16 protein-coding genes are annotated in these 18,558 nt (G+C 49.2%); 7 read left to right on the top strand and 9 right to left on the bottom strand.

Annotation, left to right across the window (positions count from 1 at the left end; translation table 11 throughout):
- Nucleotides 1-28: 28 nt before the first annotated feature.
- Entirely contained in the window at nucleotides 29-712 is a 684-nt protein-coding gene (locus VC28_RS14765; RefSeq protein WP_049631316.1) for a YkgJ family cysteine cluster protein, read from the bottom strand.
- Between the two features lie 418 nt (nucleotides 713-1,130).
- On the opposite strand from VC28_RS14765, the gene VC28_RS14760 reads away from it, so the two are divergent.
- Nucleotides 1,131-2,543 carry an alpha-amylase family protein gene (locus VC28_RS14760; protein ID WP_049631315.1) on the top strand — a complete coding sequence of 471 codons (1,413 nt, stop codon included), beginning with the start codon at nucleotides 1,131-1,133 and terminating at the stop codon, nucleotides 2,541-2,543.
- A gap of 71 nt (nucleotides 2,544-2,614) precedes the next feature.
- Here the strand turns inward: VC28_RS14760 and VC28_RS14755 are convergent, their stop codons facing one another.
- Nucleotides 2,615-3,235 carry a cation efflux transmembrane domain-containing protein gene (locus tag VC28_RS14755; RefSeq protein ID WP_049631314.1) on the bottom strand — a complete coding sequence of 207 codons (621 nt, stop codon included), beginning with the start codon at nucleotides 3,233-3,235 and terminating at the stop codon, nucleotides 2,615-2,617.
- Between the two features lie 322 nt (nucleotides 3,236-3,557).
- On the opposite strand from VC28_RS14755, the gene VC28_RS14750 reads away from it, so the two are divergent.
- Complete coding sequence (locus tag VC28_RS14750; RefSeq protein WP_049631313.1) at nucleotides 3,558-4,205, top strand: PEP-CTERM sorting domain-containing protein; 648 nt, start codon at nucleotides 3,558-3,560, stop codon at nucleotides 4,203-4,205.
- Nucleotides 4,206-4,354: 149 nt separating this feature from the next.
- Nucleotides 4,355-5,479: a serine hydrolase domain-containing protein gene (locus VC28_RS14745; RefSeq protein ID WP_049631312.1), complete on the top strand. Its 1,125-nt coding sequence runs from the start codon at nucleotides 4,355-4,357 to the stop codon at nucleotides 5,477-5,479.
- A 104-nt stretch (nucleotides 5,480-5,583) separates the two neighbouring features.
- Here the strand turns inward: VC28_RS14745 and VC28_RS14740 are convergent, their stop codons facing one another.
- From VC28_RS14740 to VC28_RS14720, 5 genes are all read right to left on the bottom strand, one after another.
- The gene (locus VC28_RS14740) at nucleotides 5,584-5,934 is read right to left on the bottom strand and encodes a DUF3147 family protein (protein ID WP_049631311.1); all 351 of its coding nucleotides are present in this window, start codon (nucleotides 5,932-5,934) and stop codon (nucleotides 5,584-5,586) included.
- Complete coding sequence (locus VC28_RS14735) at nucleotides 5,931-9,077, bottom strand: efflux RND transporter permease subunit (RefSeq protein ID WP_049631310.1); 3,147 nt, start codon at nucleotides 9,075-9,077, stop codon at nucleotides 5,931-5,933. Before VC28_RS14735 ends, VC28_RS14740 begins: the two co-directional genes overlap by 4 nt.
- A gap of 18 nt (nucleotides 9,078-9,095) precedes the next feature.
- Nucleotides 9,096-10,334 carry an efflux RND transporter periplasmic adaptor subunit gene (locus tag VC28_RS14730; RefSeq protein ID WP_049631309.1) on the bottom strand — a complete coding sequence of 413 codons (1,239 nt, stop codon included), beginning with the start codon at nucleotides 10,332-10,334 and terminating at the stop codon, nucleotides 9,096-9,098.
- Nucleotides 10,331-11,632, bottom strand: a complete 1,302-nt coding sequence (locus tag VC28_RS14725) for a TolC family protein (protein ID WP_053094211.1) — start codon at nucleotides 11,630-11,632, stop codon at nucleotides 10,331-10,333. The genes VC28_RS14730 and VC28_RS14725 overlap by 4 nt, the downstream gene beginning before the upstream one ends.
- A gap of 78 nt (nucleotides 11,633-11,710) precedes the next feature.
- Entirely contained in the window at nucleotides 11,711-12,082 is a 372-nt protein-coding gene (locus tag VC28_RS14720) for a hypothetical protein (RefSeq protein ID WP_049631308.1), read from the bottom strand.
- Between the two features lie 180 nt (nucleotides 12,083-12,262).
- Between VC28_RS14720 and VC28_RS14715 the strand changes: the two genes are divergently transcribed.
- From VC28_RS14715 to VC28_RS14700, 4 genes are all read left to right on the top strand, one after another.
- The gene (locus VC28_RS14715) at nucleotides 12,263-13,777 is read left to right on the top strand and encodes a methyl-accepting chemotaxis protein (RefSeq protein ID WP_049631307.1); all 1,515 of its coding nucleotides are present in this window, start codon (nucleotides 12,263-12,265) and stop codon (nucleotides 13,775-13,777) included.
- A gap of 224 nt (nucleotides 13,778-14,001) precedes the next feature.
- Complete coding sequence (locus VC28_RS14710; protein ID WP_049631306.1) at nucleotides 14,002-14,412, top strand: MbcA/ParS/Xre antitoxin family protein; 411 nt, start codon at nucleotides 14,002-14,004, stop codon at nucleotides 14,410-14,412.
- Nucleotides 14,412-15,083, top strand: a complete 672-nt coding sequence (locus VC28_RS14705) for an RES family NAD+ phosphorylase (protein WP_049631305.1) — start codon at nucleotides 14,412-14,414, stop codon at nucleotides 15,081-15,083. Before VC28_RS14710 ends, VC28_RS14705 begins: the two co-directional genes overlap by 1 nt.
- Nucleotides 15,084-15,394: 311 nt before the next feature.
- Nucleotides 15,395-15,778, top strand: a complete 384-nt coding sequence (locus VC28_RS14700) for a GreA/GreB family elongation factor (protein ID WP_197085538.1) — start codon at nucleotides 15,395-15,397, stop codon at nucleotides 15,776-15,778.
- A 206-nt stretch (nucleotides 15,779-15,984) separates the two neighbouring features.
- Here the strand turns inward: VC28_RS14700 and VC28_RS14695 are convergent, their stop codons facing one another.
- Together VC28_RS14695 and arsJ are read right to left on the bottom strand one after the other, a co-directional pair.
- Nucleotides 15,985-17,253, bottom strand: coding sequence for a hypothetical protein (locus tag VC28_RS14695; RefSeq protein WP_049631304.1), 1,269 nt, complete (start codon nucleotides 17,251-17,253; stop codon nucleotides 15,985-15,987).
- A gap of 32 nt (nucleotides 17,254-17,285) precedes the next feature.
- On the bottom strand, nucleotides 17,286-18,488 hold the full coding sequence (arsJ, locus tag VC28_RS14690) for an organoarsenical effux MFS transporter ArsJ (RefSeq protein ID WP_049631303.1): 1,203 nt from the start codon (nucleotides 18,486-18,488) through the stop codon (nucleotides 17,286-17,288).
- Between the last annotated feature and the right edge of the window lie 70 nt (nucleotides 18,489-18,558).

Here is an 18,558-nt window from a genome sequence, read left to right as displayed (position 1 = left end):
GGTGGTTTCATCCAAGGGCTTTGCGGCTTTATTCAGCCACCACTTCAATCCCTTGCTGGAACGCTTTTTTGCCGCGCTGGTAGCGTTTTAAGGGCTGGTCATCCGCCAGTGCTTCCAGCAGAGCGGTAGTGAAATCGTAGATGCGGTTATCGCGCCCGGTCTGGGCGGCAGCGGCTTCAAACCCTTGTGTATGGGCATCGGCAAGAATCGCCACGCCCTCGATCATACCTGTCGCAATCGCCATATCGTCCGGATGATTAAATGATGCCTCACAGGCTTGTGCATCGGTCGAATGAAAGTTGCGGCAGCGGAACGGGCGCGCGGGGTAAATACTGCATTGGTTGTTATCCAGCAGCGCGCAGCGGATATTGGTTAGCAGATGTTGTTCAGGTGTCAGTGTACGGATGATGGCTGCATTTGCTGTAAGCCGTTCTACGAGCTGCGCTTTTTGCCCGGCACTGAAGTGGGTGCGGATATAGTCTTTCGCCAATAATACTTCATGCGCGCGCGCCTCCACTTTGTAATGGCAACAAAACGCGCAACCGGCTTTGCACTCGGGCTTGGTCGGTGATTCATCAACCGCGACAGCAATCAGATTATCGTAACGCGCATAGGATTTTTTCAGCGCTGCATTGGCATCTTTGCTGTTTTTAAATTGAGTTGTAGCGCGTTGGTATTCTTGCTGGGCGGTAGTTTGAAAAAGTTCTGTCATTTAATGGTTAGCACGCAATAAGAGTGAAAGTGAATTTCCAAATCTGCCTAAATCGGGATTGATGCTATTGAATACGTATGCAACAGACTTTTCAAATTTTCTTAAATAGATTTAACTATTTTGGCTGCAAATTAATCGTAAATAATTGGCAGTTATGCGCGTACAACCCCTGTTAACGCGTGTGCTCTGTTAGTGAAATAACAATAACTCTGGATTGAGAATTCAGGATAGAGCCAAGGTTACAACCCATTTCTGTCTTGTTGCTATGTGTGTGATCCACACTGTGTAGCATTGCATTTTGGATACATTTATCCAGCCGGTGAATCGATTTTTTCAAGCGCATTTGCGTGAGGGAATTGCTTTGCCCAAAAAAACACAATAACCATAATCAACCCCGAATCTCCACGAGGGATCCCACATGAAAACTACTGCTTTAAAACGTTTTTTATCGGCTGCGATGATCAGCCTGTCGTTAACCAGTATTGGTGTTGTGCAACAGGCCAGTGCCGATGCGATTTTGCATGCGTTCGATTGGAATTACAGCGATGTATCGGCCAAGGCTACCGAAATTAAAAATTTGGGTTACAAAGCGGTGTTGGTTGCGCCGCCGTTAAAATCCAATGCGGCCAATTCGGCATGGTGGCAACGCTATCAGCCGCAAGACATCCGCGTGATTGATCACGCGCGCGGTAACAAACAAAGTTTCCAAACCATGGTGAATGCATTAAATGCACAAGGCGTGGCTGTGTATGCCGATATTGTGCTGAACCACATGGCAAATGAGCGCAATGCCGCAACCGATTTTCCCGGTGCTGCAGCGGTTAGTGCGTACAATTCCAACGCGACTTATTGGAACAGCCAAAAATTATTTGGTGATTTAACCCAGGGAATATTTGGCAGCGGGGATTTTAACCCTGCTAATTGCATCAGCGATTATAACGATGTGTGGCAAGTGCAAAACTGGCGTATGTGTGGTGGCGGTGGCGATACCGGGTTACCGGATTTAAACCCTAACAATTGGGTTGTGACCCAACAGCGCAATTATTTAACCTCGCTGAAAAATATGGGTGTAAAAGGTTTCCGTATCGATGCTGCCAAACACATGACGGCGTATCACCTGAACCAAATTTTTACCTCCACCATCAAAACCAATATGTATTTGTTTGGTGAGATTATTACCAGTGGCGGTGCAGGCAATGTGGAATTTGACCGGTTCCTTAGCCCGTATTTGCGCGATACCGATCACAATGCCTATGACTTCCCGTTGTTCCAACATATCCGCAACGCGTTTGGATTTAACGGCAGCATGAGTTCGCTGGTAGATCCACAAGCGGTAGGTCAAGCGATTGACCGTTTCCGTGCGGTCACCTTCACTATCAATCACGACATTCCACTCAACAGTGGTTTCCGTGCCTGGATAATGGATGCAACCGATGAGAAATTGGCATATGCCTACATCATGGGGCGCGATGGTGGAAAGCCATTAATTTTTAGCGATAGCACCGGCACCGATAGCAACCGTTGGGTAAATGCGTATAAAGCGACGCACATTGCCGCGATGTTGAAATTCCACAACACAGTACAAGGGCAAGGCATGGAAGTATTGGCACACAACAGCTGTGCAATTTTGTTCCGCCGTGGTGAAGAAGGTGTAGTGGGTATTAACAAATGCGGCAGCCAACAAAATTTTAGCGTGAACACCAACAGCCGCTTTAAGTGGTACCGCAATTATCGCGATGTATTAACCAACGGCAATTTGGTTTACATCAATAGCAGCAGCTATATCTTCGCATTGCCAGCACGCACCGCGCGTATGTGGTTGCCGGAATAATCCCGATATTTTTGCAATCAGCTAGAAATAAAAAACCCGGACATGTCCGGGTTTTTTTATGCCGTGCAATTTTAATGTTTCAATTCAATTCGCGCGTGTTTAATTACCTGAACCGATGCCGTTAACGCAAGGCTTGCCATAATGGCGGCGACAATTAAATCCGGCCAATTGGTTCCTGTACCAAATACTCCAACTGCAGCGAGTATAACGGCGATATTCCCCAGTGCATCGTTGCGTGTACACAGCCATACACTGCGCATGTTGCTGTCGCCATTGCGATACGCAAAAAGCAAAATCGCCACAGTCACATTGGCGACCAATGCCAGAAAACCAATCAGTGTCATGGTCTGTGCATCGGGTACCACGCCGGTAATGGCGTTCCAAATAGCGTGGCTTAGCACGGCAATACCAAAAAGCCCCATGGATGCAGCTTTAAGCAGCGATGCTTTTGCGCGTGTTTGCACACTCATCGCCAACACCCAAATGCTAATGCCGTAGTTAGCGGCATCGCCCAAAAAATCGATCGAATCCGCAAGCAGCGAAACAGAATTCGCACGCTGGCTAAAAATAATTTCAATCACAAACATAAGCGCATTAATAATCAACGCTATCCATAAAATCCGGCGATATTTCGGATCTGGAGAGTTCGATGGCTCATGATCGTGGTCGTGATGACAACAGCTGGCACCCATGCTTTTCTCCAGTATTATATTTTTGTTCAAAATAGATTTGATGTAGGTTGGTGAGCGGTAAGCTTTTGCTACTAATATAACTATTACCTAAGTGTTATCAATAATCACCTACTTGCTTACTTGAACTAAGAATTCATCAAAGTTGTTTTCCAGGTCGTGTGTACACAACCTTAGTGTAGTTGACTTGGAATCAACTGTTCATCTGACGATTTATAGCAAAACACAAAATGTCATTAGAAGCACTAGCACTTATTGTGTATTATCCCGCCGCTGCCATATTTTCCAGTTTTTTGACTAAATTACCCGTTACAGGACTAACTCTATGAAATTTTTTTTTGCAGGTGCCTGCGCGACTCTCTTGGCCTTGGCTGCACAATTCAGCCATGCAGGCATTATCGATACTTCTAATAACAGTTTTATCGATACAGATACCGGTTTGGAGTGGATGGATTTCGGTATTAACAATAACCTCAGCTATGACCAGGTAGTGGATGAGTTAAGCACCACTTGGATCGGCTGGAGCCTGGCGACAGAAGCACAGGTACTGAATCTTTGGCATAACGCTTTTTCAGGCAAGGGTTCAGATTTCGATGCCGAGTATGTATCAGGTAACTATTATGCCCGCTACGATGACGACGTTACCTATCCAACCTATCAATCGGTACATGAAACTACATTCGATAGTATGGGCTGCAATATTTTGAATTCCTCTTATTGCTTTTCTAGAGGTTTTTTTGCCGATTCTACTGGCTCCTTGAGCTATGTTAACTTTATGAACTTCAATACGAGCGGTGATTATGTAGATGTTTATGGCCGCAACGTGAATTTAGATTCATACCGCAACAACCCTGATATTCTCTATTCCACTATGTTGGTAAAAGCTCTGCCCGCTAGCGTTCCTGAAGCCAATAGTGTGATGCTATTTGCCTTGGGCTTGTTGGGATTGAACTTGGCGCGCCGTCGCCAATAGTGTTAAGCAGAGTCAATATATCGAAAAGCCGGCACACTGCCGGCTTTTCCATTTAGGGTTGGTGTAGCCCTTTGGCTCCTTCGCGGTAAGACATGGTTAAAGTTAAGCAATTGATTTGTTGTATTTAATAAAGTAGGGATGAAGTCTGAATGAAAAGATTAGAACTTATTAACTCGGTTATTGCTGCATTGCTCTCAATTTCGCTATTGACCGGTTGTGCTAGTCAACCGGCTATTCCTATGGCAGACGCAAACACACAGGAAAAATATAACGCTGAGCAGATATCAGCATATTTTCAATCACTGTCTGATGAACATTCACCAGGCTTTTCTTACTTGGTTGCAAAGGATGGAAAAGTAATTGCCCAAGGTGCGGTGGGACTAGCGGATGTAGAAAATAAAGTGCCGAATGATACTGATACAAAATTTAGAGCTGCTTCCATTACCAAGCAATTTACTGCAGTTTCTATTTTGCAATTAGCTGAACAGGGAAAGCTGTCGTTGGATGACCGCTTGATGAAGTATTTTCCTGATTTTTCCCAAGGCGAAAAAATTACCATAAGGCATTTGCTTAACCATACGTCTGGTATTTGGGATCATCAAAAAGACGAAGAATTTCCGTTTCCGTTAGATCAAGCCGTTGCTCCTGATGTGCATCTGGGCTACATCAAAAAACATGATCTCTTTTTTGAGCCAGGAGAAAAATGGGCTTATTCGGGTAACGGCTATTTTATGTTAGGGCTGATTGTCGAAAAAGTATCAAACATGCCGCTTGCAATTTATATGCAGAAAAATTTGTTTGATCCGTTAGGCATGAAAAATTCCGGGCTTTACGATAATCACACCAACTATCCTCACAGTGCGATTGGCTACATTATGAAAGATGGAAAGCCGGTTCGCGCAATCAATGTGAATATGACGACATGGAATGGCGCAGCGGCTTTATACACGACGGTAAATGATTTATTTATTTGGAATGAAGCGCTCCATAACGGAAAGCTGTTAAATAAAGCCCATTACACAGAAGCGACTACCCCGCATAAATTTACCAATGGCTTTGTGCCGTTTGTGGGCTATGGCTATGGTTTGGGAATTGAAGATATTTCAGGAAAACCAACCATAGGTCACCCAGGTCAAATATACGGTTTTCACTCGGATATTTTACGTTTACCGGAAGACCAGATTAGCTACATTTTTCTTTCCAATGTCGCTAATGGGCAATTGAAAAAAGAAGGCAGAGTTGCAGGGAAAGTGATTGAAATGCTGTATCAGTAAAAGCTTTTCGTTTTTACGATAAAAAGTAAAACCTGCTCACAGGTCTACGTGTGTCGGTTGGGTTGTGCAAGCTCACCCCAACCGACAACGTCGTTATGCCTTACTTACCAAAGTTCGACTCCAAAACGTTTTACAACCAGTGCAAACAAGACAAAGCTGACGATGGTAATAATGGCTGACATTCCCAGTGCCATCCAAAAACCAAAACGATTGAGCAGCATTGGGAAAAATAAAAACATCGGTAGAGTTGGTACTACGTACCAAAAGGTATACCAGGCGTGGTTGGCGATTTTCTCCGTTGATTGATTTTCTACATACAACCAAATCAGCGTTAGCAAAGTTACCATCGGTAAGGCGGCAATTAAACCACCGAGTTTGTCACTGCGCTTGGCAACTTCAGAAATCAAAACCACCAATGCTGCAGTGATTAAATATTTGGTAATAATCCAACTCATAGTGTCTCCGGATGTTTTGTTGATGTAAGCGATGTTTTTGTAGAAGCAATATTAGAATGACCCAGTAAATAAAGAATCGGTAACACCACCAGCGTTAATAATGTCGATGAAATAATCCCGCCAATTACCACCGTCGCTAACGGCCGTTGTACTTCTGCACCAATCCCTACATTAAATGCCATAGGGACAAAACCTAAACTCGCCACTAACGCAGTCATTAATACCGGGCGCAAGCGTGTTAACGCACCTTCGATAATCGCGTGAATTAAATCGCCGGATTCGTGATAGAGCTGGCGGATAAACGCGAGCATGACCAAACCATTCAAGACGGCAATACCGGAGAGTGCAATAAAACCCACGCCTGCACTCATCGATAACGGCATGTCGCGCAGCCAGAGTGCGAGTACGCCGCCGGTGAGTGCGAGAGGTACGCCGGTGAAAATAATCAGCGCATCTTTTAGTGAACCGAAAGCCATTACCAATAGTACGATAACCATTAACAATGTTAGTGGAACAACAATCGCTAAACGTTTGCTGGCGGATTCGAGCTGTTCAAAAGTGCCGCCATAATCCAGCCAATAACCGCTTGGCAATTTCACTTGCGTGGTAATTTGCGTTTGCACCTCGCGCACAAATGATCCCAAATCGCGGCCGCGCACATTGGCAGTAACGATGATCTGGCGTTTGCCATTTTCGCGACTGATTTGGTTGGGCGCGGGTATGAGTTCGATGTGCGCAATTTCATTGAGCGGCACAAAATACGGCTCACCGCTAATAGGAACCGGCAAGCGTTCCAATGCAAGAACATCGGTGCGCAAATGTTCGGGCAGGCGCACAAGGATTTCAAAGCGTCGGTCACCTTCGTACATCACACCAGCACTTTCCCCTGCAACCGCACTTGCCACAAAATCCTGCACTTCATTCACCGTCAAACCATAAGCTGCTAATTGCTGGCGTTTGGGTGTGATGGTGAGCACCGGCAAACCGGTGACTTGTTCCATACGCGCATCAGCAGCGCCGGGAATTTTTTCGACAACTTCCAAAATTTCAGCGGCCGATGTTTGCAATTGATTGAGATCATCGCCGATCACTTTAATCCCTAAATCTGAACGCACACCGGAAATCAATTCGTTAAAACGCATTTGAATCGGTTGGGTGAATTCGTAATTGTTGCCGGGCAATTCGCGCACCGATTGTTCAATTGCATCGACCAGATCCTGTTTACTGCGTTTGGGATTTGGCCATTGGTCGCGCGGTTTGAGGATCACATAATTATCGGCAACTGATGGCGGCATAGGGTCGGTTGCGACATCGGCAGTGCCGATTTTGGCAAACACGTTATCCACTTCCGGAAATTGTTTGATGCGCGCTTCAAGCACACTTTGCATTGCCACTGCTTGCTCCAAACCGGTACCGGGAATACGCAGCGCGTGCAGTGCGATATCGCCTTCGTCCAATTGCGGGATAAATTCCGAGCCCAAACGCGTGGCGAGCCATACACAGCCGATCACCAACACCAGCGCACTGCCAAGAATAATCGCTTTACAATCCAGCGCTGCAACCAACAATGGTTGATAGCGACCTTTTAACCAGCGCATTGCACGGCTTTCATGGTCGGCAATTTTTCCGTTCATCAACAGTGCGATAGCGGCAGGTACAAAAGTGATCGACAATATCAATGCTGCTGTTAATGCGATGACAACAGTGATTGCCATTGGGTGGAACATTTTTCCTTCCACACCGGTGAGCGTAAAAATCGGCAAGTACACCAGCGTGATAATCCCTACACCAAATAAACTCGGGCGGATGACTTCATTGGTGGCTTCATAGGCGAGTTGTAATCGCTCTTTGAGCGAGAGTGAACTGCTGCGCTGTGCTTCGCCTAAGCGGCGGATACAGTTCTCTACAATTATCACTGCACCATCCACAATCAAACCAAAATCCAGCGCACCCAAACTCATCAAGTTGGCCGATACGCCCGCTTCCACCATGCCGGTAATGGTCATCAACATGGTGATGGGAATCACTGCGGCGGTGATCAGCGCCGCGCGTAAATTACCGAGCAATAAAAATAAAACCGCGATCACCAGCAGCGCGCCTTCGAGCAAATTTTTTTGCACGGTAGCGATAGTTTTATCGACCAGTGTGGTGCGGTCGTAAACTGCGGTTGCGGTAACGCCTTCGGGCAGTGAGCGATTAATGTCTTCCAGTTTGGCCGCGAGTGCGCGCGCAACAGTGCGCGAGTTTTCGCCCATCAACATCATCGCGGTGCCCAGCACAATTTCACGCCCGTTTTGCGTGGCCGCGCCGGTGCGCAATTCTTTGCCAATCGCAACCTGCGCCAGATCGCGAATGCGCACTTTTACGCCGGTGCGGTTGCTCACAATGACGTTTTCAATATCCGCAATGCTTTCAAGTTGGCCTTGGGTGCGTACCAATAATTGCTGGCCGTTACGCTCGATATAACCGGCACCGCGATTATTGTTGTTGGCATTGAGTGCATTAATCAGATCGTCAAAACCCAATTGCCATTGCAATAATTTCACCGGATCGGGTGTGATGTGATACTGCCGCGTGTAACCGCCAATCGCGTTAATTTCCACCACACCTTTGACTTGCATTAATTGCGGGCGGATCACCCAATCCTGCAGCTCCCGCAATTGCATCGCGTTAAAGGTTTCAGGACCTTCTTTTGATGAAGAGGTTGCTTCGAGCGTATACATAAAAATTTCGCCGAGGCCGGTGGCGATGGGCCCCATGACCGGCGAAATATTTTCCGGCAGCGCGGATTTGATTTGCGCGATGCGCTCGCTAATTAAATTGCGCGCAAAATAAATATCCGTTCCCTCTTCAAATACCACCGTGACTTGCGATAAACCGTAACGCGAAATCGAACGGGTGTAGGCGAGTTTGGGCAAACCGGCGAGTGCGGTTTCTACCGGGTAAGTGATGCGCTGTTCGGTTTCCAGCGGCGAATAGCCGGGCGCTTCGGTATTAATTTGTACTTGCACGTTGGTGATGTCGGGCACTGCATCAATTGGCAGGCGCTGGTAATTCCACATGCCCAAGCCGATGAGAAAACCCACAGCGGCCAGCACTAACCAGCGCCGTGCGATGGCGGTGCGCAGGATTGCATCAATCATTATTTGATTCTCCTGCGCTTAGTGGTCGTGGCTCGCCCCGGATTTCTCCAGGTCGGCTTTGAGGATGTAAGCGTTTTCCACCACGTATTCATCGCCCGCGTTCAGGCCAGCGAGCACTTCGGTGTAGGTACCATCGCTGCGCCCGAGTTCGAGTGGGCGAATCTCATAGGTGTCACCAACTTTAATAAACACCACCTGCCAATCGCGGAAACTTTGCAACGCGCGATTTTCAATTCGCAGCGCCACGGGTGTATCGGCCACACTTACCCAGCCCTCAACCGCTTGGTTAGGCACCCACTGGCCGCTGCTGTTATCCACCGGCGCATGGACTTCCAGCGTGGGGGTATCGCCGTGGCGTGGGGTGATGTATTCAATGTTGGTCTGCGCCTGCTGCCCGTTGGCGTTGATCACAATCGCCTGGCCGTTTTTGACCTTGGCGGCATCGGTGGGAAAGGCTTGCAGATGCAGTTCAAGCACGCGCTCATCGAGGATGCTGAACAGCACGCGGTCGGCCGTAAATTCGCCGGCATTGGCGTGGCGCTCCACCACTGTGCCATCGATGGGCGACAGCAGCGGATATTCGCGCAGGCTTTCGTTGGACTCCACCGTAGCAATCACCTCGCCCGCTTTTACGCGCATACCGATGCTGGGTTTGACGCTGCGGATCAGGCCGGGATAACGCGCTTGAATATGGCTCAGCCGTAGCGGGTCGGCCACGATATTGCCGTAGAGCTTGATGCGTTCTTGCAGTACGCCTTCACTGGCGATGGCGGTGGTAATAGCGGATGCTGCAGCAATATCTGCCTTCATCGCGATGCGCCCTTCGTAGGAGGGATAAGTCCATTCATGGCGTTGGTTTTGATAACGCGCAGTGACTTTGACATCAAACGAATGCGGCTCCTCCACTACGCCCTGCCCGCGCAGGAAATCCTGTTCGGGTTTGAACGCAAAGCGATTGACCTCGCCACCCAAACGGGTGAGTTCCACCTCTAATTGCCAATCGTCCGGCTCGATGGGTTTGCCATCAACACTTGCCCAGGCGCGGTATTCGGGTGGTATGCCCTGTTCAACAATCGCCAACTCGACCACAAAGTCGCCGTCTTCCAACAGGCGGCCATTATGGCTGCCCTTTGCAGGTTCTTCGGGGTGATGCTCGTCGTGCTCATCGTGGCCATGATCGTGATCGCCAGAGGCGAACAGCTGGGCCGAGAGGCCGAGGCTCGCAATTAATAAAAGGGTGCGGATAAAACTATTCATTGGGCTGTCTCCCCTGATTGGGTTGAGGGAACGGGCGCGGACGCGGTCAGACGCTCCAGTTCAATGCGGGTTTGATGGGCGCGCAGGGCGGCGCTGATGAGTTCGGCACGGGCATCGAGCAGTTCGCGCTGTGCCATGGCCAGTTCCAGCGAGCTATAGCGCCCCTGTTCAAAGGCGTTGGCGGTCGCGCGGCTGGCCTCTTGCATCAGCGGTAAAATCTGGTCGCGCAGGCTCTGCGCTTCGCTCCAAGCTTGTTGATGGGCAGCAAAGGTTTGATTCAAGCGAGTTTCAAGCTGTGATCTGATGCTATCTTCGGCAAATTGAGCGGCATTTTGCTCGGCGCGAGCGGTCTGTATCGCCCCGCTGGCGCGTTTACCGCTCGCCAATGGAACACTGAGGCCGAGCACTAACGCTGTGTCATTTGATGCCTGCAATTGGCGCACTCCGGCATTCCAGCCCAAGGCCGGTTTGCCCTCTGCTTCTGCTTTGCGCAGTTCAGCCGCGCGCAGGCGGGTTTCATCGCCCAAAAGTGCCACGTCCGGGTTCTGTGCCAGGCGTGTTTGCCATTCGGCAAGGGTTTGTGGGTTAGTCAGTGCAAACAAATCACCGCTGGCGCGGGTGAAGTCCGGCATGGGGTCAGCCCAGTAAGCACTTAATTGCAGGGCTTCCTGCTGGGCTTGCTGACGCGACTTTTCCAGCGCGATTGCAGTGCGCGCTAGTGCCGCGCGGGCGCGCATTAACTCAGCTTGTGGGGTGCTGCCTGCCTTGACGCGCTTGGTCAGGCTATCGACTAACTGCTCCGCCAGCCGCTGCGCGTCTTCTTCCAAACGCACCTGTTCCTGCGCGGCGAGCAGTGCGATAAAGCGATAATTCACCGCCGCGACCAGATCCAGCACTGCCACGCGCTGCTCGGTTGCCAGCTGTTGCTGGCGTGCAGTCACCACGCCAAGACGCGCATCGCGCTGGTTGCCCAGTTCAATGATGGAGGTGAACGACAGCGTAAATTCAGCGCCATCCACACCCGATAACTCACCCGAACCCGCAACGTTCTCCAGCTCGCCCTGCAGGCGCAGTTCTGGCCGCAAGGCCGCAGTGGTGTGCTCGCCTGCCAAGGCCGCGCGGCGAAATTGATAACCCGCCAAGTGCGGGTTATGCAGCAAGCTCGCGTTCAGTGCTTGCTGCAAGCTGAGCGTGTCCTGAGAGCTAACAATGTCTTGAGCGTTAATAGTGTTTTGGGCCTGCACAGGTGCACAGACAGCACTGGCGACAAATACCAGTGCAGATAAACGGATTTTCATTGCATTTCCTGCCTTTTTCGCGCTTTTTAGGCGCAAGTAACCGATTTAAAGCTGCAAGTGCAGCATGTGAGGAAAGAATCAGGCAGCGAAAGGCGGCGCGCGCAACGGCGGCCGTGTGTAGAGCGGGAGAGAAAGAGGAGATGGTTGATAGAAACCTATGCCAAAGCGCGCGGGCAAGACTAACAAGCCCAGCGCCACTGCCGCGAGCAGAACCAGACCTAAATCGATCTTGCCCAGCTTGGCCAGCACCGAGGTACCCAGTTCTATATCGGCATCTTGATGGACTTCATCCGGGTGATGGTCGTGCACCTCATGGCCATCCAAATGCATATGCACCGAAATCGGTGGTTCCTGCCCATCAAAGCAAAAATGCCCATGTGCCCCCGCCCAGCTGCTGAGCAGCCAGAAGCTAAAAGCCAAAAAGGCAAGATGATGGGAGCGTTTGGACATAGGTTACAGGCGCTATCGGGCTGCTGAACAAGTACGCAAGCATAGCCAAGACGGCCAGCGCTGACTAGGCTGAATGCCCCCTAAACTGGAAGAAGCACTGTTTTGGAGCTAGGGTAAAAGTCTATCTACGATGATAACAATCGACCTGCTATTAGCCGATCGCGAGAATGGAGGCAATTTATGCTAGTGAATATTTCGGTATCCAAACGTTTAGGTGGCGGTTTTGCACTGGTGACTCTCACCTTTGTGGCACTGCTGGTCTTTGTCGCCTATGCCTTTCATCAGGAACATAGCACCACCAAGCTCATCCTGAGTAATTTTGTGCCGGGCACCAGTACTCTTTATTCCTCGGATCGGGATCTCCAGCAAGCGCTGGTGGCAGAGCGAACGCTTATCGCAACAGATCCGGCAAGTGACAAAATCACAACCTTGCTGGAAGAACACGCGGAAAATAAACAGCAGGCGCGCGACCGTGTCGATCAGTTTTTCAGCCTGATGGATGACGACAAATTACGCGAGCAAATGAAACTCTATGCCAGCCTGCGCGATACCTGGGAGGCATCCACGGATGAAGTCATTGCGTTGGTAAAACAGGGCGACCAGGCTTCGCGTGCGGCGGCTTTGCAGTTAAGCACTGGTAAAGCAGCCGACGATTTTGAGGCGATGCGCAACCAACTGGATTTGATGCAGGAGCGCCTGGAGCAAATCCTTACCGAGAAACACGAATCCGCAGTCGCCAATTTCCGCAGTACCTCAATTGCAATGATTATCACCGGTGCGATTGGCATTCTTTTGGCCGTTGTTCTTTCGGTTATGTTGTTCCGCAGCATCACGACACCGTTGCAAACCGTCGCTACTGCGGTGCGCCAACTGGCGGAGGGCGATCTTAGCTTCCGCAACCGGGATCCGCGCCGCGATGAATTCGGCCAGTTATTGATGGCGATGAATGATTCTATGGAGCGCTTGTCGCAAACCGTGACCGATATTCTCAACACCTCGGATGCACTCTCCAGCGCCTCGGCACAGGTATCCGCAACTACCCAAAGTTTGAGCCAATCGACGACGGAACAAGCCAGCAGTGTGGAGCAAATTTCTGCCACGCTTGAGCAAATTTCCAGTTCTGTGGCGCAAAATTCCGACAACGCAAAAGTCACTAACGGCATAGCATCCAAAGCGGCGTTACAAGCAAAAGAAGGCGGCACTATAGTGACCCAAACGGTAGATGCCATGCGTTTGGTTGCTGAAAAAGTAGCGATCATTGATGACATCGCCTACCAGACTAATTTGCTCGCGTTGAACGCGGCTATTGAAGCGGGGCGTGCGGGTGAACACGGCCGTGGTTTTGCCGTAGTGGCGAGCGAAGTGCGCAAGCTGGCCGAACGCAGCCGTGTAGCAGCGCAGGAAATTGACGCACTGACCAACAGTAATGTGGAGCTGGTAGAACACGCAGGCCAACTCTTGGGCGATATGGTCCCGGCAATTACCAAGACCTCGGATTTGGTACAGGAAATTTCCGCCAGCTCAACCGAACAGTCCAGCGGTTTGTCGGAGGTAAATGTGGCCATGAGCCAAATCAATGCCGCCACCCAACAAAACGCTGCCGCCGCCGAAGAGCTTGCCGCTACGGCCGAACAGACCAATGACCAATCGCAACACCTGCAACAATTAATGTCGTTCTTCAAAGTAGCGAGTTAACCGCTCGCTGCTTTTCGATTCCTCCTGCAAGCCTTTCTAATCATTCCCAGCGATAAATCCCCAGTGATACATGTGTCGCTGGGGGGGGTTATTGTTGTGTATGACGTTCCCGGATATAGACAACAAGAAGATTCTAAATTGTTCATTTTGAAATATATTGTTTGATATTGTTCACTTTTGAACATATAGTGAAAGAGACTGTAGAAAATCAGGAGCTAACAGCAATGAGCAAATCCCAACCGCTACCGGCGGTAGATGAGGCACAGATGAGCCGTGTAGCTGTGAAATTGTTTTTTGGCATCGCCGAAGAATGGAGCCTCACCGACGAGCAACGCTGCACCCTCGCCGGGCTTGGTACCCGCACGACGCTGCACAATTGGCGGCAAAAGCTGGCAACGGGCGAGCCTATCAAGCTGGGCAAAGATACCTTGGAACGCCTGTCTTATCTTGCCGGTATCTACAAGGCGGTACAGCTACTCTTTGCTGACCCCGCACAGTGGAAAAACTGGGTGCGCAAACCCAACCGCGATTTCGGCGGTGCCTCAGCACTGGAGCGAATGCTGGCTGGCCGTGTGGTGGATTTGGTGGATGTGCGCCGCTATTTGGATGGCTGGCGCGGTGAGGTTTATGTTTGATGGCAAAATCGACAACCCACAAGGAAGTTCACAGCAATACCTATCGCCTGATCCCCAGCCACTTCCCACCCATCGCCCTGTTTGAAAACCTGCTCGACCCCACCGAGCTTGAAGCCGCTTATGCACTCGAAAGCCTGACCAATGATCGCCTGCAAGATCAAGCGGGCAACATTAGCTTGGTCGCCCCCGAAGACCGGGTGACCGGCCCAGGCACCACTGCGATTATGGCGGCCTTCACCCACACAGGAATTCCCAGCCGTTTTACCGATGGCCGCTTCGGCATTTACTACGCCGGTTTAAATTTGGAAACCGCGCTGGCGGAATCGCGCTTCAGCCGCGCACGCTTTTTACAAGCGACCAATGAGCCCCCACAAATGCTCACCCTGCGCTGTTATACCTGCGAAGTGCATACAGAATTAGTCGATCTTCGCGCAGATGCACAGGTGCACAACCCCGATAGTTTCGCTTACGCCCAAGCCATAGGGCGACAATTAAAAGCGCAAAACGAAATGGGGATCTTGTATCAATCAGTTCGCCATGCCGGTGGTGAATGCATTGCGGCTTTGCGCCCAAAAGCGTTAACACCACCGGCGATTCAAGCGGGGCATTATCAGTTTTATTGGGATGGGAATTTAATAACGCATGTGTTGGCGGTGGAAACAATTTTTTAGTTTGAAAAATAAATCCTGGACATTACTTTAATGAAAATTATTTGATGTTTTATCAGTCATCAAGCAATGGCTGGAAACGCGGTTGACTTAAATTTTATTGGGGTTATGATTGAATCATCCCAATCATTAATATTAAAGCGCCTATTATGTTTTCCTTACTGCGTTTTATCCTTAAAAGAGTTTCTCTCGCCTTTCCCCTCTAATCGAGCGGTAAATACGCTCGGCTATTTTTCGTTTTTATTTCTGGTTGATTAAATCCACTTAAAACAATTTTGTTTTGAGCCGTTATTTTATTGTGCTGGAGAAATAAATTGTCACCCCAATACTTCAATCGTTTGAAAAAACGACTGGGCGATTGTGCTCGTCAACACTATTTGCACCTGCCCTGGAGCATGAGTCTAAACGCAGCTGAATTATCGACGTTGTTTACTAATTTGGAGCAAAGCACTGCATGTACAGACACGAACACATGCCGGGTAACTATCGGACATAAAGTGACATTGTTTGATGTACAGGAAAAAAACATTTTTACATTAGTGCTCACAAATCCACGCGACAGCGATCCCGATAAAGGGTTTATATCCTGTTTTTCACCTCTGGGGCGGCAACTGATTGGCCGTAGGCCAGGTGATGTAATAGAGATAAAAATATTCTCGCGCACAGCGTTATTTCGTGTGATCCGTATTGAAAATTAATTGTTGGTAATCAGGAGTACACAGTATGTCTAAAGAGAAAACTAAAAAAGAACCACAAAGATCATTGAAAGATAAACGACGCGATAAAAAAGATAAGCGCGCTAACAAATCAGTACTGAGCAATTAACTGATTTTATTTGGTGTTTAAGTCCGTAGCCATTTGCGCACTCATTCCAGAGTGCGCCTTTTTTTACAATCGATAAGCCTTAACCCGCCACAAACACCGGTGCAAAACCGCCGCCCTGGGTGCGGAAATTTGTTGTTTGCCCCTGATATAAACGCGCGGCGAGTAATTGAATGTTGCCAGCGTAAACGTAGGCGCGAATATCCATTTTGAGTGAGGTTTTTTCATCGTCCACTAAAATGCCGCGCTCGCTGGGTGGTACTTGTTGTTGGGCGACATAATCATTCTGCAAAATTTCTTGCCACACCCGCTGGGTAAGTTTGTCACCGCGATAAGCCGCTTTACTGCCATAGCCGGTGGCAGGTTTAAAAAATAATTGTTTGCGTGCATTCCACAATTCACTGGCGTTATCGGCGCTGACTAATTGGGTGTGCGGAATTCCCGCGACCAGTGTGTTTATATCCTCAAGCGTTGCACCAAGGTCATTCAATGTTTTGCTATCGCTCAGCAATACCAAATTGCGTTTATCCGCATAAAGCGCGTGGTGATATGGATTGGGTGTGAGCACTGCGGCATCTTGTTCGTATGCGGTGCGCAGTATTTGGTTGTGTGCTTGCGCGAGGGAAAAATCGGTTAGACGGTTGTACACCAAATCAATGATTTGTTGCTGGAAAAACAATTGCCCATTCTGCAACTGCAATTCACGCGGATCGACAATCAGGGTTTTGATACCGGCGCGCTCAAATAGGCTTTGCGCCAATAAAAATTCCGGATACAAAAATTGCGCGCTGGGGTTTTCATCCACTATGGCAATGCAGCGCAATGGTTGCGTGCCGCGCGCGAGTTGCCACTCCTGTTTAAACATAGCAACAAATTCTGCATCCAACTGCGGTTGCAATAATACTGGCAAGGCACCAGCGGCATTGCAGCAGGCAGTTTGCGCGCTCAGTAGCGCCGCATTTAAAAACGCACCACCGGCGTTGGTATTGATTTCAATAATCTGCGGGCCAGCATCACTCATGTGAAAATCAAAACCCATAAATACACCCGCCGTGGGCGATGGCCGCTGTGCAAGAGCGGGTGCATTGTTTAATACCCGCTGCCGATACGCTGGCAGCGCAGTAACACGCATCACCGCTTGCACCAGATTTTGTAACTGCTGCCACTGCGCGGGTGAAATAAAGGTTGCGGTATTGGAAAACAATTGCGCCTCATGCTGCAACACTTCTGCGGGCAATGCCTGGGCTTGCAGGCTTGCCAATAATTGCTCGCGCTGGAGAGTTTTGCAAAAACAGGCGCGATTTAATAATTCCGCCGCTGAACTGCAATCACAAGGATTATCACGATTCATAGCGCACCCGAATGGATTGAGAGGAAAAAACGTTATTGACTATTGCGTGGCAGTGCGATGGAAATCAATGTGGTTATGCCGATAAACAGCGCCGCTACCCACAAACAAGCGACCAAGCCCGCCACTTGATAAACCCAGCCTGACAAAAGTGTACCTATCAAACGCCCCAGCGCATTGGCCATGTAATAAAAACCTACATCCAGCGATACACCATCACTTTTGGCGTAACTCACAATTAAATAAGAATGCACCGACGAATTAAGCGCAAACACAATACCAAATACAATCAAGCCTCCGATTAATACTATTGTGGCTGACAATTCGGTCGTTAATAAAAAAGCCAAACTCGCGGTGACTAGCGTAAGTATTAATGCCCAGATAAAAGCGCTCTGACCTGTCGGTGGATTGCCGGTTTTAGTGCGCAGTAAAAAAGGCGCGGCAGATTGCACTATGCCGTAACCAATTACCCAACTCGCTAAAAACCCGCCGGTCTGCCAAAAATTCCACTGCAATTGACTGGATAAAAAAACCGGTAATGCCACGACAAACCAAATGTCGCGCGCGCCAAATAAAAATAAACGTGCAGCGGATAAATAATTAATCGCGCGGCTTTTGGAAAAGAGTTCAGAAAATTTGGGTTTGTTTTTGGCTTTACCTAAATCCTGCTGTAGCGCAAACATACTTGCAATCCATACCAGCGCCAACACCGCTGCCATGGCCAGTACCGCTGCTTTAAAACCCATCAGTGCCAGCAGTGCGCCGCCAAGAAAAAAGCCCACGCCTTTTAACGCATTTTTAGAACCGGTGAGTAGCGCCACCCACTTAAACAATCGCCCCTGTTGCTCGCCCGGCAACAATTGTTTGATTGCACTTTTCGCGCTCATTTTATTTAAATCTTTTGCGATTCCCGATAACGCTTGCGCTGCCATCACCAGCGGAATGGTTAACCACTGACTTGGCACCGCCAGCATGGCCAGCGCAATTACCTGCAAACCCAAGCCGATATTCATGGTGCGGTTAAGGCCAATACGCGCCCCCAAATAACCGCCCAGTAAATTCGTCACCACACCAAATATTTCATAAAACAAAAACAGCGCCGCAATTTGCAGCGGGCTGTAACCCAGCTGATGGAAATGCAATACCACCAACATGCGTAGCGCACCGTCGGTAAGGGTAAATGCCCAATAATTGCCGGTGACGATGGCGTATTGTTTTATGGCCGATGATTGACTCATATTATCTACAAGGTGCTCCGTAGGTTGGCGCTGAGCGCAGCGATGCCCAACAGACAATGTTCAATACCAA

Source organism: Cellvibrio sp. pealriver (assembly GCF_001183545.1).
Taxonomy (GTDB): Bacteria; Pseudomonadota; Gammaproteobacteria; order Pseudomonadales; family Cellvibrionaceae; genus Cellvibrio.
This window is presented reverse-complemented; position numbering and strand designations above follow the sequence as displayed.

What these genes read in the sequence shown, in the direction of transcription:
- arsJ (WP_049631303.1), bottom strand. Translation starts at nt 18,488, where the DNA reads ATGAGTCAATCATCGGCCATAAAACAATACGCCATCGTCACCGGCAAT.
- VC28_RS14745 (WP_049631312.1), top strand. Translation starts at nt 4,355, where the DNA reads ATGAAAAGATTAGAACTTATTAACTCGGTTATTGCTGCATTGCTCTCA.
- VC28_RS14720 (WP_049631308.1), bottom strand. Translation starts at nt 12,082, where the DNA reads ATGTCCAAACGCTCCCATCATCTTGCCTTTTTGGCTTTTAGCTTCTGG.
- VC28_RS14740 (WP_049631311.1), bottom strand. Translation starts at nt 5,934, where the DNA reads ATGAGTTGGATTATTACCAAATATTTAATCACTGCAGCATTGGTGGTT.
- VC28_RS14715 (WP_049631307.1), top strand. Translation starts at nt 12,263, where the DNA reads ATGCTAGTGAATATTTCGGTATCCAAACGTTTAGGTGGCGGTTTTGCA.
- VC28_RS14760 (WP_049631315.1), top strand. Translation starts at nt 1,131, where the DNA reads ATGAAAACTACTGCTTTAAAACGTTTTTTATCGGCTGCGATGATCAGC.
- VC28_RS14695 (WP_049631304.1), bottom strand. Translation starts at nt 17,253, where the DNA reads ATGAATCGTGATAATCCTTGTGATTGCAGTTCAGCGGCGGAATTATTA.
- VC28_RS14735 (WP_049631310.1), bottom strand. Translation starts at nt 9,077, where the DNA reads ATGATTGATGCAATCCTGCGCACCGCCATCGCACGGCGCTGGTTAGTG.
- VC28_RS14730 (WP_049631309.1), bottom strand. Translation starts at nt 10,334, where the DNA reads ATGAATAGTTTTATCCGCACCCTTTTATTAATTGCGAGCCTCGGCCTC.
- VC28_RS14725 (WP_053094211.1), bottom strand. Translation starts at nt 11,632, where the DNA reads ATGAAAATCCGTTTATCTGCACTGGTATTTGTCGCCAGTGCTGTCTGT.
- VC28_RS14755 (WP_049631314.1), bottom strand. Translation starts at nt 3,235, where the DNA reads ATGGGTGCCAGCTGTTGTCATCACGACCACGATCATGAGCCATCGAAC.
- VC28_RS14750 (WP_049631313.1), top strand. Translation starts at nt 3,558, where the DNA reads ATGAAATTTTTTTTTGCAGGTGCCTGCGCGACTCTCTTGGCCTTGGCT.
- VC28_RS14705 (WP_049631305.1), top strand. Translation starts at nt 14,412, where the DNA reads ATGGCAAAATCGACAACCCACAAGGAAGTTCACAGCAATACCTATCGC.
- VC28_RS14765 (WP_049631316.1), bottom strand. Translation starts at nt 712, where the DNA reads ATGACAGAACTTTTTCAAACTACCGCCCAGCAAGAATACCAACGCGCT.
- VC28_RS14710 (WP_049631306.1), top strand. Translation starts at nt 14,002, where the DNA reads ATGAGCAAATCCCAACCGCTACCGGCGGTAGATGAGGCACAGATGAGC.